Origin of the sequence: Sporosarcina sp. BI001-red, assembly GCF_003384035.1 — a bacterium.
In the GTDB taxonomy this organism is placed as follows: Bacteria; Bacillota; Bacilli; order Bacillales_A; family Planococcaceae; genus Sporosarcina.
This window is the reverse complement of the sequence record NZ_QQAK01000016.1, coordinates 173157-190239: the sequence shown is the minus strand read 5'-3', so window position 1 is coordinate 190239 and position 17083 is coordinate 173157. Positions and strand designations below refer to the sequence as shown.

Here is a 17083-nt window from a genome sequence, read left to right as displayed (position 1 = left end):
TTCGTACTGGCATCATTTAAGATGTCTATCAGATCAGTTAAGATCTGTTTGTGTTTGTTCTACCGGCAGAACCGGTTTCCCAAACGATATTTCGTTGACATTTTGCTGTTCAGTTTTCAAGGTTCATGTTGTCGTTCTCTCGAAGCGACTTGATTATCTTAACATGTCTGAGAAACTCAGTCAAGTTATTTTCGAAAAACTTTTTTCGTTCATCTCAGCGGATTTTGTAAGCTAGTTAGTTACCTCCGCGGCGACAAGATTTATAATAACATCGAATGCAATTCTACGTCAACACTTTTTCGAAAAAAGTTTTAAAATCGCTTAATGACGCGGCTGAGAGATAAAAAAACAGCCGTTTCTCACGGCTGTTAGTCTAGCACACTATATATTCGATGATAAATAAACTCGTTCTTGGAGTCCACCGACTTAACCTTGATAATGTTTTTCTCTATTAAGAATTCGATAAGCATTTCAAGGTCTACAGAATACATACTCACTTCCTCATGCTCATGAAGTTCCTGTATGGTCCATGTATCTTTTTGCGACATGACACCTATTATATGACGCGCTCCATATTCCGTTCGATTATGAATGAAGAACTCACTTGCTAAGAACATAAGCTCGAGCCGTTTCTCAATAGGCTCATCACTCATAATAAGTTCCTCATACAGTTTGTATATGGAAGGGTCTATTTTCTTCACTTGAGACCAGACAGTTACTTCTGGAAGGATCCCTTTTTCAATGACTGACAATCTTGCTAAATGGTGAAGGGATTGTACAGCATGATGATAAGCGTCCATATAATGAAGTTGTTCAAAAAACGTCTTTCCTTCCATATAACGTCTAACTAATTTTGCAAGCTCGATTCCCATCCTTAAATCCCTGCCGAAGAAAGGATGTTCTTGTAGTTCAGTTTTTAAGTCTTCTATATACTCATTACGATCGAAGAAAACTTTTCCGTAGAATAACCAATCTACAACTTTTCGTTTCGTTCCAAGAAGGAGCCATTTCTTAAGCTGATTCTCACTGATGATATGAAACGCTGCCTTTTCTTCTCCATCTGTATAGTGCTTTGTTTGAATTGGTACGGTATTCGATGAGGAGATGATTAGCAGGATTTCATCAAATGTATCGGTCAAAGGATCTCCTTCCCATCGTTTGCTAACGAGTAGCACACCGAGTGTGTCCGGAGAACTTGCCCGCTCTTGATAGATTGGTCTGAGTGTTTGTTCCATTGTAATTCCTCCCTAGATGATATATAAGTTCGCCAGACGTTCCGCAATTCCTCCTTCAAGAGGCTCCTATGTTGCTCTAATAGAATATGTGCTATATTAAGGGAGCGAATCACGAGGAGGTCATGCAATGAAACCTTATAAGAATAAAATCAATCGCATTCGGTCATTTGCTCTTTCACTCATCTTTATCGGGGTGATTGTTATGTATATCGGTCTGTTCTTCAGAAAGTATGAAATCATCATGCTACTTTTCATGGTTCTTGGTGTGTTTGCTATACTAGCAAGTGTAGTCGTCTACGCTTGGATTGGTACACTTTCAACTCGAGCCGTTCAGATCGTTTGTCCAAATTGCGGTAAGGAAACGAAGATGCTTGGACGTGTAGACATGTGCGGCCACTGTAGAGAACCACTAACAATGGATCCTACACTTGAAGGAAAAGACTTTGATGAAATTTACAATAAACCAAATAACCGAAAAAGCTAAAACAAAAACACTTACCTCTCTTCATATAAAAAGAGAAGTAAGTGTTTTTAATTAGCCTTGGATGCTTGTTTTTCACATGTTGGACATACTCCGTATACTTCTAAACGGTGAGAGTTCACTTTAAAACCGGTCACATAGGAAGCCAATCGCTCCACTTCTTCAAGCCCCGGGTGATGAAAATCGACAATACTACCGCATTCATCACAGATGATGTGGTAGTGATCATGTGTTACAAAATCGAATCTGCTGGATGCGTCTCCATATGTCAATTCCTTAACAAGACCAGAATTTCTGAAGACACGCAAATTATTGTAGACTGTCGCAACACTCATATTCGGAAAATCACTCTCGAGTGCTTTGTAAATTTCATCCGCCGTTGGATGGGATTCAGAAGAAATGAGGAATTCTAAAATGGCATGTCGTTGCGGAGTGATCCGAACGCCACTTTCCTTCAATGTAACCAGCGCATCTTTTAACATTGCACCAGACATAACGGACACCTCTATTCCATAAGGATTACTTCTTTATAATCATTATAATTAGTTTACTGAATTCGCTGTCTGGTGTCAACCATTCAGGGCCACCCAGCAACTGATTAAGCGTTAATATCCTCGTTTCGTCTCAATTACATTTTTGAATTCTCCATCATCCGTTAGCCAAACTTGAAGGTTCTGTTTAAAGATTTCAAGAGCACGCTCGACATACTTGGCTGATAACGCGGAGACATGTGGGGATACCGTACAATTCCCCAACTCCCATAGTACGCTTTCTACTGGCAACGGTTCGTGTTCGAATACATCGAGCACTGCATGAGCGATTTCACCTTGTTGAAGTGCTTCCACTATGACTTGCTCTTTAACCAAGTCTCCCCGGCCAAAGTTCATAAATACCGAAGACTGTTTCATTTTATGGAAGTGTGAACTATCCAGAATCCACCGCGTTTCCTGAGTACTCGGCAATACGGAAATGATATAATCCGCTTCGGATAGACGTTCATTAATATTTGCAAACGAAATATCCTCGTCCATTCCATCATGATCCCTGCCTGATCGACTACAGCCAATCGTATATACGCCAAACGCCTGAAGTAATCGACCTATTTCCCCGCCGATTGCACCTGGGCCAAGTATAAGCGCCTTAGATCCTCGCAATTCACTGGACTTCATCTTTTCCCAAACTTTTTGCTTTTGTTGTTCCTGAATTATTGGAAGTGCACGATTAAGCGAAAGAATATGCGCAAGAACTGACTCTGCCATCGGTGTCTTATGAATCCCACTCACATTCGTTACGAGAATTCCACGTTCCCCTAATTTTTCAAGCGGCATTTTATCAACACCAGCGGAAGCCACCATCACCCATTTCAATTCCGTTAGCTGATCAAGGATTTCTTCAGTCAAATCACTGCCGTAGGTAACGAGAATGGTGACTTTTTTTCCGCCAGCTCCCTCAATGGCATCTGAAAAGTCAAAGTGCACCTGTGGAAACTGTTCGATTAGCTCCTGACGAAACTTTTCCTTAATAGGGAAGGTTATTAACGCATTCGTCATTAGGACTCACCATTCCCTTCATTAGATACCTGCAACAATGTTTGATAAACAGTATCGATATGACCATCCACTTTAACCTTGCGCCATTCTTTAATGACCGTACCCGTTGGATCGATAAGGAATGTAGAACGCTCCACTCCCATATATTCTTTCCCAAAATTCTTTTTCAACTTCCAGACCCCATAACGCTCGCAAACTGTCTGTTCCGTATCTGCTAAGAGCGAAAATGGAAGTCCGTGTTTGTCGATGAATTTCAAGTGTGAAGCTTCGCCATCAGGACTTACACCTAAGATAACTGCATTAAGTGCACTAAACTCGGAATGGCTCTCTTTAAACGTTTGTGCTTCCAGTGTACATCCCGGCGTTGCATCTTTCGGATAAAAGTAAAGAATCACGTACTTCTTTCCTGCATAATCGGAAAGTGAAACTGGATTTCCTTTTTCGTTTTGTAACGTAAATTCAGGTGCATGTAAGCCTTCAAGCGTCGACATTTCTCATTCCCCCAATTCAGATTCTTTCCTATTATAGTATCGGACTACTCCGTCTTTTTCAATTCCTTTGGTGTTTCGCTGTTTATTAGGTAAAATAGAAAAGAAGTGATTTGAACGGAGGAATAAAAATGGAACGAACTAATTCAGAAGCAATCTATGCAGAAGCGTGTGAACATATTGTAGGTGGAGTCAACAGCCCATCTCGAGGGTATAAGGCTGTCGGTGGCGGAGCACCTACTGTCATGGAACGTGCAGAAGGTCCTTATTTCTGGGACGTTGATGGAAATAAGTATATTGACTACTTAGGTGCGTATGGTCCCATCATTACTGGGCATGCCCATCCACATATAACTGCAGCTGTCACAAAAGCGGCTGAAAATGGCCTTCTCTATGGAACACCCACCAAACATGAAGTCAAATTCGCAAAAATGATCAAAGAAGCAATTCCCGGTTTGGATAAAGTTCGATTCGTCAATTCAGGAACCGAAGCGGTCATGACAACAATTCGAGTTTCAAGAGCCTTTACCGGACGCACAAAGATCATGAAATTTGCAGGTTGTTACCACGGTCACTCTGACCTTGTGCTAGTTGCAGCTGGTTCAGGACCTGCAACACTAGGAACTCCAGATTCAGCTGGTGTCCCTAAAACGATTGCAGAAGAAGTAATTACAATTCCTTTTAATAATCCTGAGGCATTCAAAGCTGCTATGGATAAATGGGGCGAGGAAATCGCGTGTATCTTAGTGGAACCAATAGTAGGGAACTTCGGAATCGTCGAACCTCAAGAAGGTTTCCTTCCACTCGTACATGAGATTGCAAAAGAAAAAGGCGCACTCATCGTATACGATGAAGTCATTACTGCATTCCGTTTCCATTATGGTTCGGCATCTGAATTACTCGGTTTAAAGCCAGATTTGATGGCACTTGGAAAGATTATCGGTGGAGGGTTGCCAATCGGCGCTTACGGCGGTAAATCAGAGATCATGAATACCGTTGCACCACTCGGACCTGCATATCAGGCAGGAACAATGGCAGGTAATCCAGCATCGATGCTTTCAGGTATCGCGTGTCTGGAAGTGCTTCAAACTCCAGGTCTTTACGCAGAATTGGATCGTCTCGGGGCAATGCTGGAAGAAGGAATTCTCCAATCTGCACAAAAACATCATGTTCCGATAACTATCAATCGAAAATGTGGCGCTCTAACCGTTTTCTTTACAGAAGAGACGATTGTTAATTACGATCAAGCAGAGGCAACCGATGGTGAGCGATTCGGCAAGTTCTTTAAACTCTTACTGAAGAACGGCATCAACCTAGCTCCTTCTAAATACGAAGCTTGGTTCATCACGTCTGCACATACTGAGAATGACATCCAAGATACATTAGTTGCTGTAGACCTTGCATTTGCAGAATTACTTTAATATTGGACTGTTGACCAATGCAAGAATTTATTGTAAAGTAGCGCAAAAGAGACCGTTAAAGAGAGGAATACATTCATGAAACTTGGTGCCCGAAGTTTGAAAACGGGTATTGCGATTGTCTTCGCTTTGTTCGTTACACAATTGCTCAACTTGCCCAATCCCGTGTTTGCAGGGATTGCTGCGATATTCGCAATTCAGCCGACCATTTATAGATCCTATTTACAGGTTATTGAACGTATTCAAGGTAACTTGATTGGTGCTACTATTGCCGTTGTTTTTGTTCTCGTATTCGGTCATCAGCTCGTCATCGTGGGGCTTGCAGCAGTGATTGTTATTTTAGTCATGCTAAAACTAGGTCTGGAAAAATCAATTGGCCTTGCACTCGTTACCACGGTTGCTGTCATGGAAATCCAGGGAGATGACTTTCTCTTATTTGCGTCACTTCGTGTCTTAACGATTCTAATCGGAGTTCTAGCAGCATTTTTAGTGAATCTCATATTCATGCCGCCAAAGTACGAAGTAAAGCTATTTCACTCCATTCACCAAGTCCAAGACGAAATCATTCGTTGGATCCGACTCACCGGTCGGCAAGCATCCGACTTTATTGCAACGAAAAATGTAATTGTCAACTCAAGAGAACAACTGACCAATATCGATCAGCTCTACTTGTTATATAAGGAAGAACGATATTATTTGAAAAAGAACCAATATGCAAAAGCACGAAAGCTTGTCATTTATCGGCAAATGATCGTTTCATCGAACGCTAGTCTACAAGTTCTGAAAAAACTTCATCTGTATGAAAGTGAGCTAGCTATGTTGCCTGATCACTTTAAAATGATGGTGCAAGAACGTTTGGATGCGATCCTTACATATCATGAGCAACTGCACTTGAAATTTGTCGGAAAGCTAAAAGCAGATCAGTTAAGCACCGGCCTTCATGATGAGTATATCCAGCGACACGAAGTCATGGAAATCTTTGTGAAAGAGATTGTTCTTTCTAAAGAAGAAGATGAAGAGTTTTCCACTTACTATTTACTCCATATACTCTCTTCTATTCTTAACTATGAAGAACAGCTGGAGCATTTGGATAGTCTTGTCGTTACATACCAACGTAGATACGACAGTGAAGCCAATACTAAATTTGATGATGAAATCTATTAAAAAACCTAGAGGCGAATGCCTCTAGGTTTTTTAGCTCTTCATTTTCGGATCGAGTGCATCTCGCAACCCATCTCCCATTAAGTTAAATCCTAATACCGTCAACATAATAGCAATTCCGGGGAATATCATCGTCCATGGTGCAGACTGCAAGTAATCCTTAGAATCTGCCAGCATCTTCCCCCACTCTGGTTGAGGGGCTTGAGCTCCTAGACCAAGGAAACCAAGTGCAGCTGCTTCTAGAATCGCAGTTGCAATCGCAAGTGTTCCTTGAACGATAACGGGTGCCATGGAATTCGGTAAAATGTGTGAAAACAATATTCGGGCATCTTTCATCCCAATCGCCTTCGCAGACGTAATATATTCATCTTCCTTAATACTGAGTACTTTCGAACGGATTAGACGTCCAAAGTTCGGTACGTTAATGGTCGCAATGGCAATAAGTGCATTTCGTAAACTTGGTCCGAGTACTGCAACGATCGCGATTGCGAGCAATATAGACGGGAACGCAAGCATGATATCGAAGATGCGAGAAATAATAACATCTACCCACCGACCGTAATATCCAGCGATTATACCAAGAATACTACCTACAACTACAGAACCGATTACGGAGAAGAATCCGACCGCTAGAGAAATTCGAGCGCCATGAATGATTCTTGATAAAATATCGCGACCGAAGTCATCCGTTCCAAACCAATATTCGGCAGATGGCGGATGGAGTCGGTCTGCCATATTCTGATCGTTAATTCCTTGAGATGCGATCCAAGGCGCCAAGATTGCGATAATGACAAAGAATACCACGACTGCCATCCCTACAACGGCTACCTTACTTTTTCTAAAGCCAAGCCATGCATCGCGCCAAGGGCCGGACTCTTTCTCCAGTTTCGCTTCTGCAATTCCATCAACCTTTGGTGTCAGTTCAGACATGGTGCCAACCTCCTTCCTCAATCATATTTTATCCTCGGATCAATAACGCCATAAAGCAAGTCCACTATTAAGTTAATCATGACGAAGAAGAATGCGACGACTAAAATTCCTGATTGAATGACCGGATAATCCCGATAGTTGATAGCGTCGTAAATGTAACGTCCAATCCCCGGCCATGCAAAGATTGTTTCTGTGAGAATCGCTCCACCAAGGAGCATCCCCATTTGCAGACCGACAATCGTCAAAACTGGAATAATTGCGTTTTTCAATGCATGCTTATAGACAACCCAAAACATTTTTTGACCTTTTGCACGTGCTGTTCGAATATAATCTGCACGCATAACTTCGAGCATACTAGATCGAGTCATTCTTGCAATAATGGCCATTGGAATTGTTGCAAGTGCAAGTCCCGGAAGTATCAAGTGCTTGAACACTTCCCATAGCTGATCAAACCTGCCATTCAGCATGGCGTCTATCATATATAAGTTCGTTATTGCAGAAACTGGATCTCGTACTTGCTCTCGACCTGTCGTTGGAAGCCACTGAAGTTCAATGGAAAATGCCCACTGACCAAGTAAACCGAGCCAAAAAATTGGCATGGACACACCAACAAGAGCTAAAATCATTGCTGTATAATCGAACCAAGAATTTTGGAACCAAGCGGAAATGATTCCAGCGTTGATGCCGATTACAACTGCGATAATCATTGCAAACAAAGCTAGCTCTAGTGTTGCTGCAAGGTACGGCCAAATTTCGTCAGCAACAGGTAATCTCGTTCTCATCGATTCTCCAAGGTCTCCTGTAAAGAGTCCTTTTAGATAACTGAGAAACTGAATATACCATGCCTGATCGAGACCTAACTTCGCATTGAGTGCAGCGACCGCCTCGGGTGTTGCTTGTTGACCTAAAATTACTTGAGCAGGATTTCCAGGGATCGCCCGGATCATCATAAATACAACAAACGTCATCCCTAGTAATACGGGAATGAGTTGAAACAATCGTTTTCCTATGTAACTGAGCATTCGGTTCACCTCTCATGGCTCTTTTTTCGTTCGCACGCAGCACAACCTTCTAAAAAAACATGAAAGGGGGATATGGCGAATGGCCTCCCCCTTTCACTCGAACATGTGCGTTACATACTTACTTGAAGTCTACGTTTGAAAGCAAGTCAGAACCTGTTGGGTGTGGGACAAATCCAGTTAGATCTGCTGATCCACCAAGTAGTGGTGTTGAGTGAGCAAGTGGTACCCATGGTGCTTCTTCATGAAGAATTTCTTGAGCTTTCATGTAAAGCTCGTTACGCTTATCTTCATCAATTTCAGTTTGTGCTTCAAGGAATAGCTTGTGAGTTTCTTCGTTCTTGAAGTACGTATAGTTGTTACTAGCAATATTGTCTTCATCAAGTAGAACGTATAGGAAGTTATCAGCATCGCCGTTATCCCCTGTCCATCCAAGCATAAAGGCATCTGCTTCACCTTTACTTGCTTTGTCTAGATACGTTGCCCACTCATATGAAACGATTTTTGCTTTGATGCCGACATCAGCCAAGTTGCTTTGAATAACTTCTGCAACTTTTGTGCCGTCTGGCATGTATGGACGTGGAACTGGCATTGCCCAAAGTTCCATTTCAAATCCATCTTCAAGACCTGCTTCTTTTAGTAATTCTTTTGCCTTTTCAGGATCATATGCATATTCATCAACCTCGTCGTTGTAACCAGATATCGATGAAGGCATTGGGTTTTTCGCGGATTCTGCGCGACCTTCGAAGAACGAATCAATAATTGTTTGCTTATCAATTGCATAGTTCATTGCTTGACGTACTTCTTTCTTATCGAACGGAGGACGAGTTACTGTAAGACCAAGGTAACCTACGTTCATAGAAGGACGTTCGAACAATTGAAGTTTGGAATCCCCTTCTATTTTCGCTCCGTCAGCCGGGTTAATACCATCAGCCAAATCGATTTCCCCAATAGTCAAAGCATTCAAACGTGCTGCATTATCAGGAATTGAACGGAAAATAACTTTATCTAATTTAGGAAGACCTTCTTGCCAGTAATCTTCGTTCTTTTCGATTGTAATGGAATCGTTTGGTTTCCACTCAACAAATTTGAATGGACCTGTTCCCACTGGATTACGTTCGTATTCATCGTCCCCTTTAGCAAATGCTTCTGGGCTTGAAATTGCGAACATGCTCATTGCTAAGTTTTTCAAGAATGGTGCTTGTGGACGCTTCAACTGGAATACGATTGTGTTTTCGTCTTCAGGGTAAACTGCATCGATGACAGCATCTTCGTCCCCATTGAATCCACCGAACATTGAACTGTAATACGGGAATTTCTCAGCGTCGCCGCCTGCCCAACGAGCAAAGTTTGCAGCGACTGCATCTGCGTTAAAGGCAGAACCATCATGGAACTTAACGCCTTCTTGCAACTTGAATGTATACGTCAATCCGTCTTCTGATGGTTCCCACTCTTTTGCGAGCCCTGGCTGAATCGTTGTATCTTCCTCGCCGAAGTTCACAAGTGTTTCGAATAGATTAACTGTGACTTTAAATGTTTCTCCTTCAGTAACACGAGACGGATCGAGAGATGTTGAATCGCCCCCGCGACCAAATACTAACGTTTTTTCTTTCCCGCTAGCTTTCCCACCATCTTTTTCTGCGCCTTCTTCTTTGTCGTCATTTCCACAAGCAGCAAGTACTGTAGAAAGAACGAGAAGCATTACAAGCGCAAGTGACCATAACTTCCCTTTTCTCATAAAGACCCCTCCATCTCTTTTTCTTTCATTTCTATGTCAGTGTCTGCTTGTTCACTGTAAAGGTGACAAGCGACAGATTGACCATTCTCATGTTCTACTAATTGTGGAGAGACTTTTGTACAAATATCCATTTTAAAAGGACAGCGTGTATGGAACGTGCATCCTGAAGGCGGATTCGCCGGACTTGGGATGTCACCATCAATCATCACTTGTTCTTTTACATAGTCCGGATCAGGAACAGGTACCGCTGACAATAGCGCTTGAGTATAGGGATGAAGTGGTTTGGCATACAACTGCTCACTTGGTGCAAGTTCCACCATCCGCCCCAAATACATCACTCCGACTCGATCGCTAATATGACGAACGACACCAAGATCATGGGCGATGAAAATATAGGTCAAGTCAAATTCTTTCTGAAGGTCTTGCATTAGATTCAATACCTGTGCTTGAATCGACACATCAAGCGCAGAAACGGGTTCGTCTGCAATGATCAGTTTAGGATTTGTCATAAGTGCACGGGCAATACCAATTCGTTGCCGCTGCCCACCACTGAATTGATGAGGATAGCGCTTTGCATGAAACGCACTTAATCCTACAATTTCCAGAAATTTGATAACAGATTTTTTCCGTTCCTTCGCATTTGAAATACCATGTACGAGGAGAGGTTCTTCAAGAATCTTTCCAATCGTATGTCGTGGATTCAGCGACGCATACGGATCTTGGAAGACCATTTGAATGTCCCGCCGCATCTTTCTCATTTCGTTCTTCGATAAGGAGGTTAACTCTTTCCCGTCAAACTCGACAGTCCCTTCAGTCGGCTCCAAAAGTCTCATAAGTACTCGACCAGTTGTCGACTTTCCGCAACCGCTTTCACCTACAATTCCGAGCGTTTCACCTTTATTGACATAGAACGATATGTCATCTACTGCCTTTACATGGCCTACCGTTCTGCCTAATAGCCCTTTTTTAATAGGGAAATACTTTTTTAGTCCTTCAACTTTTAACAAAGGCTTTTGGTCCATCTTCCGTCACTCCTTCCTCACTATATAAGAAGCATCTGGTCTGATGACCTGTTTCCGTGTGAATTAGTGCTGGATCCTCTACTAAACAACGGTCAAATGCAAATTCACATCTTGCTGCAAACTTACACCCCTTTTTAATAGAACCCGGTTTTGGCACGTTACCAGGTATAGAGTAGAGTCGATCTTTTTTATAACGCATATCCGGTACGGATTGGATAAGTCCTTTTGTGTAAGGATGTTGAGGGTTTTCAAATATCTTTTTAACGGAAGCCTCTTCGATTACTTGACCGGCATACATAACAATTACTCGCTCGCATGTCTCAGCTACGACACCAAGATCGTGAGTAATCAGCATAATCGCTGTATCGAGTCGTGTATTCAGCTCTTTCATCAGCTTCAAGATTTGTGCTTGGATTGTAACGTCCAGAGCAGTTGTCGGCTCATCGGCAATGAGGAGCTTCGGATCACAAACGAGCGCCATCGCGATCATTACCCGTTGTCGCATTCCGCCAGATAACTGATGAGGGTATTCGTCAATCAATTCATCAGCGCGGGGCAGTCCAACTAACTTCAACATTTCAACTGCTCGCACTCTTGCTCTCTTCTTTGACCATTTCTTTTCGTGAATCAAAACCGCTTCCGACATCTGGTTTCCAATTGTGAAAAGTGGATTCAACGAAGTCATCGGTTCTTGGAAAATCATCGCAATGTCATTCCCACGTATGTATCGCATTTCTTTCTCGCTTTTCTTCAGCAAGTCATTACCTTGAAATAGTATTTCGCCACCCGTTATTTTCCCAGGGGGTTTCGGCACAAGACCCATCACAGACAGCGAGGTCACGCTTTTTCCACATCCTGATTCACCAACTATTCCAAGCACTTCCCCTTCTCTTACATGGAAATCGACGTGGTCGACTGCCGGGATCGCTCCTGAGTCAGTAAAAAAAGTGGTCTGCAAGTCTTTTACTTCTAAGACCTTTTTTCGTTCGCTCATGGTACCGCCCTCTCCCAATACTATTTTTCTAAAAATAACTTCTATTCAGTATTATACGTTTTTTTAGACGTAAATCAAGACAATTTTCAATACAATCAAAAAAGGCAGACAATTAAGGAATTCCCTTTTAATTGCCTGCCTTTGTTTATATAGTTTGAACTTGAAATAAATCGTAGTATGTTCCTTGCTTCTTTATGAGCTCAGCATGAGTGCCTTGTTCCCTCAATTCCCCATGGTCAATGACCAAGATTTTGTCCGCATGCGTAATGGTTGATAACCTATGTGCAACAATCAAGGTTGTCCGATCATGAGCAAGCCGACTCAAGGAATCTTGGATAAGTGCTTCACTCTCAAGATCCAGAGCTGAAGTGGCTTCATCCAATATGAGCATTGGCGGATCTTTCAAAAACACACGCGCAATTGAAAGTCGTTGTTTTTGCCCTCCAGATAGTTTAACACCACGTTCGCCAACTTTCGTTTCATATCCATCAGGCAGCTCCATGATGAAGTCGTGTGCATTTGCCGCCTTTGCAGCAGACACGACTTCCTCTTCTGAAGCGTCTGGTTTCCCCATCATGATATTACTGCGTACGGAGTCGCTAAAGAGGATACTATCTTGTAGCACCATTCCGATCTGGTCACGCAACGTTTTCGTCTGGATATCCCGCAAGTCGTGCCCATCGATTCTTATAGCACCACTAGTGACATCATAAAAACGAGGAATCAGACTGACAATAGTGGACTTTCCACCACCACTCATCCCTACGAGCGCTACAGTTTCGCCTGGTTTTACGGTGAAATTCATATCTTTTAAAACTGGAAACCCTTCTTCTTCATAAGCAAATTCTACGTGATCAAATTCAATTTCACCTTGGATTGCGGGCAATTCACTAGCATCTTTTTTGTCCGTCACTTCATAAGGTTCTTCCATCAATTCAAATACGCGATCCATAGATGCAAACGATTGAGTCAAAGAAGTCGACGCGTTGACGAGCCTACGCAATGGACTATATAGACGTTCAATGTATGCAATGAAAGCAACCATCGTTCCGACAGAAAGTGAACCATTGATAACTTGATACCCCGCATATGTAATGACCAACAACGGAGCGACGTCCGTGATGGTGTTTACGACAGCAAAGGCTTTCGCGTTCCATTTTGTATGTTCAATCGCTTTGTCAAGAAACTTTCCATTTGTCTCATCGAAGCGCTGTTGCTCAATCTCCTCGAGTGAAAAGCTTTTAATAACACTTACCCCTGCGACACGTTCATGCAAATAGCTTTGGACATTCGCGAGTGCCTGGGAACGCTCTCCCGTAAGCTTGCGCAATTTGCCGAAAAAGTGTTTCACACTGAACGCATAAAAAGGGAACGCAATAAGTGTCACCAACGTCAACGGCACGTCCATAGTGAGCATGATCGCAATAGCAATCAGAATCGTTGCCAAGTCTAACCACACGTTCATTAAGCCAATCATGACAAAGTTTTTCGTTTGTTCTACATCGTTGATAATCCTGGAGATCACCTCACCTGCACGCGTTTCCGCATAAAAACGCATGCTCAGTTTTTGCAGGTGTCCATACAAGTTTTGACGGATATCATACAGGATTTTGTTGCTCACTAACTGCGCATAATACTGGCGGTAATATTCAACCGGTGGTCGGATAATGAAAAATACAAGAGCCGTTCCGCCAAGCCAGTAGAACAGTTGTGTAGTTTTTTCATCTGCTGTCAGCGTTTGTGAACCAATGACATCATCGATGACAATTTTAATAAGGAAAGGGATAAATAGCGGAATTGCAAACTTAATGATTCCGATGAAAACAGTCAATACAATTTGCCAAGTATATGGTTTTACGAATTTCAAATAACGTTTCGTACTTTCACCCATTCCATCACTCCTATCTAAAAAAGCCTGCCGCAAAACATCGCGGCTGGGCTCATCAGTCTTCGATCTTCAAGTTTTTGTAAAACTCATAACGAGATGTCCAGACGTTTATAAAATCTGGAGCGAACGGACCTTTACGTTGTTTTATCCAACTTAGAAGTGTTTCTAGATTTCGACGTAAAATTTTATCAATCACTTCAGGATAACCCATTTTCTGTTTATGATCTGCATACTCATCTTCATCCAAAATGAGATAGGTCATGTCCGGAAAAACTTTGACATCTAAATCATAATCAATGTATTTTATAGAATTATTGTCAAAGACGAACGGTGAACTAATATTAACGTAATAATACACTCCGTCTTCCCGGAGCATACAAATAATGTTAAACCAGCGTTCTGCATGGAAATAACAAATCGAAGGTTCACGTGTAATCCATGTTCTACCGTCAGATTCAGTGACAAGCGTTCGCTCGTTCGCTCCTATGATCGTATTTCGCGTCCCTTTAAGGACCATCGTTTCTTGCCAAACTCTGTGGATATGGCCATCGTGCTTATAACTATGTACTTGTACTGTTTCCCCTTCTTTTGGAATAACCATCTTTAAAACCACCTTTTCGTGACCGGGAAATTTACCGCTCCATTCTTATCACAACATTATACCAACCGTACCTGAAAATAGAAAATGTTTGACCCTGTTGAAAATAGAAAAACCGGCTAGGAGTCGATCGCTCCTGCCGGCCGGTGGTGTCCATCCAATTATTTTGTCTGGTCTCCGTAACTGTTTGCACGTTGTCCTGAAGCTTGTCGTTTGTTCGCTTCAGCTTTTTGGTTTTGTTGTTTCACGTGCTGCACATCTGTTTCGGCTCCAAACTCTTCGTTCATTTGCGGATTGTTTTGTTGGTATTGTTGGTTGTTTTTCTGGTTCCGCTGGTTGTTAGTTGTCATGGATATTCACCTCCGTAACCACTAGCATATCCAGCCCTTAGATTATTATCCCGTCTTCACTTATTTATTTTTTTAATTGCTCAAGCAGCTTGCTCATTGGTTTCGATTGAGGGATTAGTTCCAATTCTTCGTCTGAGAAAAAACGATACCCTTCTGGAATAGGGGATTCGTGTTGCAGCACTGCATGAAATCCCTCAACATTCCACGTGACATGGGAGAATATATGGTTAAACTGAGCGTACGGCTCTCCTTGTTCGATTAGAAGTCCCGTATCGATCTTTAGAGCATCTTTAGAATCCATTTCCTGGGTAAGTTCAATTTGAGGAAACTCCCAGAAGTCTCCGAGTAGCCCATCTGTCGGTCTTTTTCTTAATAACCACTTCCCACCAGGTTCGGATATTGCATATGAATGGATTGTTAACACTTTCTTTTTCACTTTTTTTGTTTTAATCGGAAGTTGTTCTTGCTTCCCTTCTTCAAAAGCCTTACAAAAATCACGAACAGGACAAAGTAAACAACGTGGTTTTGGTGTGCAAATGGTTGCGCCTAGTTCCATAATCGCTTGATTAAAAGAGGATGGGTCTGTTTCATCAATTACTTCCATCACACGTTGTTCAAATACCTTTTTCGTTTTCGGAATTGCAATGTCTTCTTCAATTAAAAAAAGTCTTGAAAATACACGCATGACATTTCCATCCACTGCGTGCTCTGGAACCCCGTACGCTATGCTTAAAACCGCGCCGGCGGTGTATGGACCAATCCCCCGTAGATTTAAAATTTCAGCGCGGGTTTGTGGAATTTTACTATCGTAGTTTTCTACGACTTCTTTGACGCCCGCTTGTAAGTTTCTTACACGTGAATAGTATCCTAATCCTTCCCAATGTTTAAGGACCCGCTCTTCTTCAGCTTGTGCAAGTGATTCCATTGTCGGGAAAGATGCTATGAACCGTTCATAATATGGAATGACGGTGTCGACACGTGTTTGTTGTAACATGACTTCTGAAACCCATATGTAGTAGGGATTGGAGGTTCTTCTCCAAGGTAAATCTCTTTTTTCTTGGTGATACCAAAAAAGAAGTCTTTCGTTAAACTCTTCCTTTTGAGAAATTTTCATGGACAAACTCCTTCTAACACGGTTATTACTTTTAGGTTATTCAAATTTGGGTATATAATTAAGTAACTGTTGAAATCATTTCAATGGATATGGAAATCTAAAGGAGTGATGGAGTGGACACAGGAACACATATTGCAATGGGTATCGCCATTAGTGGACTTGCAATGGCAGATCCGATCGTTGCCTCACACTCAGCAACAATGGGGCCAGTTTTCGCAGGTATTATGTTAGGATCATTAGCACCTGACACAGATACCGTTCTAAAACTGCGTAATAATGCTGTTTATATACGGAATCATAGAGGAATCACGCACTCCATACCGGCTGTGCTACTATGGCCGATTGTTATTTCACTGATTTTGTCATTTTTCGCACCTGAAGCAAATTTCATTCACCTATGGGCTTGGACATTTCTCGCTGTGTCCATACATGTATTTGTTGATATTTTCAATTCATACGGAACGCAAGCGCTACGCCCATTTTCTCATATGTGGGTCGCCTTAAGCGTCATTAATACCTTCGATCCTATTATTTTCGCCTTACACGTAATCGCAATTGGTGCTTGGGTATTCGGAGCTCCTCCTGTTCCTACGATGAGTATTTTGTATGGCGTAGTCTTCATGTATTATTTGCTACGCTTTGCAGTTCGCGGTGCGGTAAAAAGAGCTGTTAAGAATACGATTCCAGAGGCGACGGAAATTTACATCGCTCCGACAATGCGTTTCTTCCAATGGCGAATTGCCGCTTCTACTAAAACGAATCATTATGTGGGGCGCGCATACGGTCGTTCCGTTAACATTTACGATCGATTTGATCGCAAGCCATTGCCTACTTCGCCATATGTCGAAGCTGCGATGACAGACAGAAACATGGCAGCTTTCGTTTCTTTTTCACCTATATATCGTTGGGAAATCACACAAGTAGATGTGTTAACTGAAGTTCGCTTGATAGACTTGCGCTACCGCAGTAAGACGTTTTATCCTTTTGTCGCAGTTGCACATGTTGACGCAGACTTTAACGTCGTCAACTCTTATACAGGTTGGATCTTCTCTGAAGACAAACTGCGCAAAAAGTTGAATTTCCTGCAGGAGTCCTAA

At 42.2% G+C, this 17083-nt stretch carries 17 protein-coding genes; 4 read left to right on the top strand and 13 right to left on the bottom strand.

Annotated elements, in window-relative coordinates; all coding sequences use genetic code 11:
• Positions 1 to 368 precede the first annotated feature (368 nt).
• Positions 369 to 1235 carry a nucleotidyltransferase-like protein gene (locus DVB69_RS16415; RefSeq protein ID WP_116020190.1) on the bottom strand — a complete coding sequence of 289 codons (867 nt, stop codon included), beginning with the start codon at positions 1233 to 1235 and terminating at the stop codon, positions 369 to 371.
• Positions 1236 to 1362: 127 nt separating this feature from the next.
• Here DVB69_RS16415 and DVB69_RS16410 point away from each other — a divergent pair, with 127 nt between their 5' ends.
• On the top strand, positions 1363 to 1719 hold the full coding sequence (locus DVB69_RS16410; RefSeq protein WP_116020189.1) for a YgzB family protein: 357 nt from the start codon (positions 1363 to 1365) through the stop codon (positions 1717 to 1719).
• A gap of 47 nt (positions 1720 to 1766) precedes the next feature.
• Here the strand turns inward: DVB69_RS16410 and perR are convergent, their stop codons facing one another.
• The 3 genes from perR to bcp form a co-directional block, all read right to left on the bottom strand.
• Complete coding sequence (gene perR / locus DVB69_RS16405; RefSeq protein ID WP_116020188.1) at positions 1767 to 2210, bottom strand: peroxide-responsive transcriptional repressor PerR; 444 nt, start codon at positions 2208 to 2210, stop codon at positions 1767 to 1769.
• A gap of 111 nt (positions 2211 to 2321) precedes the next feature.
• The gene (locus DVB69_RS16400; RefSeq protein ID WP_116020187.1) at positions 2322 to 3266 is read right to left on the bottom strand and encodes a D-2-hydroxyacid dehydrogenase; all 945 of its coding nucleotides are present in this window, start codon (positions 3264 to 3266) and stop codon (positions 2322 to 2324) included.
• Positions 3266 to 3757, bottom strand: coding sequence for a thioredoxin-dependent thiol peroxidase (bcp, locus tag DVB69_RS16395; RefSeq protein WP_116020186.1), 492 nt, complete (start codon positions 3755 to 3757; stop codon positions 3266 to 3268). The genes DVB69_RS16400 and bcp overlap by 1 nt, the downstream gene beginning before the upstream one ends.
• 128 nt (positions 3758 to 3885) lie before the next feature.
• Between bcp and DVB69_RS16390 the strand changes: the two genes are divergently transcribed.
• Together DVB69_RS16390 and DVB69_RS16385 are read left to right on the top strand one after the other, a co-directional pair.
• Complete coding sequence (locus DVB69_RS16390) at positions 3886 to 5175, top strand: glutamate-1-semialdehyde 2,1-aminomutase (RefSeq protein ID WP_116020185.1); 1290 nt, start codon at positions 3886 to 3888, stop codon at positions 5173 to 5175.
• A 75-nt stretch (positions 5176 to 5250) separates the two neighbouring features.
• Positions 5251 to 6336, top strand: a complete 1086-nt coding sequence (locus tag DVB69_RS16385) for an FUSC family protein (protein ID WP_116020184.1) — start codon at positions 5251 to 5253, stop codon at positions 6334 to 6336.
• A gap of 30 nt (positions 6337 to 6366) precedes the next feature.
• Here DVB69_RS16385 and nikC read toward each other — a convergent pair whose 3' ends face one another.
• The 9 genes from nikC to mutY all read right to left on the bottom strand — a co-directional run bounded on the left by nikC (position 6367) and on the right by mutY (position 15986).
• Positions 6367 to 7263: a nickel transporter permease gene (gene nikC / locus DVB69_RS16380; RefSeq protein WP_116020183.1), complete on the bottom strand. Its 897-nt coding sequence runs from the start codon at positions 7261 to 7263 to the stop codon at positions 6367 to 6369.
• A 17-nt stretch (positions 7264 to 7280) separates the two neighbouring features.
• Complete coding sequence (locus DVB69_RS16375) at positions 7281 to 8285, bottom strand: ABC transporter permease (protein WP_116020182.1); 1005 nt, start codon at positions 8283 to 8285, stop codon at positions 7281 to 7283.
• A 118-nt stretch (positions 8286 to 8403) separates the two neighbouring features.
• The gene (locus DVB69_RS16370; RefSeq protein WP_116020181.1) at positions 8404 to 10020 is read right to left on the bottom strand and encodes an ABC transporter substrate-binding protein; all 1617 of its coding nucleotides are present in this window, start codon (positions 10018 to 10020) and stop codon (positions 8404 to 8406) included.
• Positions 10017 to 11042, bottom strand: coding sequence for an ABC transporter ATP-binding protein (locus tag DVB69_RS16365; protein ID WP_116020180.1), 1026 nt, complete (start codon positions 11040 to 11042; stop codon positions 10017 to 10019). Before DVB69_RS16365 ends, DVB69_RS16370 begins: the two co-directional genes overlap by 4 nt.
• The gene (locus tag DVB69_RS16360; protein ID WP_116020179.1) at positions 11014 to 12036 is read right to left on the bottom strand and encodes an ABC transporter ATP-binding protein; all 1023 of its coding nucleotides are present in this window, start codon (positions 12034 to 12036) and stop codon (positions 11014 to 11016) included. Before DVB69_RS16360 ends, DVB69_RS16365 begins: the two co-directional genes overlap by 29 nt.
• 145 nt (positions 12037 to 12181) lie before the next feature.
• Positions 12182 to 13927 carry an ABC transporter ATP-binding protein gene (locus DVB69_RS16355; RefSeq protein WP_116020178.1) on the bottom strand — a complete coding sequence of 582 codons (1746 nt, stop codon included), beginning with the start codon at positions 13925 to 13927 and terminating at the stop codon, positions 12182 to 12184.
• A gap of 52 nt (positions 13928 to 13979) precedes the next feature.
• Positions 13980 to 14525, bottom strand: coding sequence for a nucleoside tri-diphosphate phosphatase (ntdP, locus tag DVB69_RS16350; RefSeq protein WP_116020177.1), 546 nt, complete (start codon positions 14523 to 14525; stop codon positions 13980 to 13982).
• A gap of 158 nt (positions 14526 to 14683) precedes the next feature.
• A complete protein-coding gene (locus DVB69_RS16345) occupies positions 14684 to 14872 on the bottom strand; it encodes a gamma-type small acid-soluble spore protein (RefSeq protein ID WP_116020176.1) in 189 nt (62 codons plus the stop codon).
• 64 nt (positions 14873 to 14936) lie between these two features.
• A complete protein-coding gene (gene mutY / locus DVB69_RS16340) occupies positions 14937 to 15986 on the bottom strand; it encodes an A/G-specific adenine glycosylase (RefSeq protein ID WP_116020175.1) in 1050 nt (349 codons plus the stop codon).
• A gap of 113 nt (positions 15987 to 16099) precedes the next feature.
• Between mutY and DVB69_RS16335 the strand changes: the two genes are divergently transcribed.
• A complete protein-coding gene (locus DVB69_RS16335; protein ID WP_116020174.1) occupies positions 16100 to 17083 on the top strand; it encodes a metal-dependent hydrolase in 984 nt (327 codons plus the stop codon).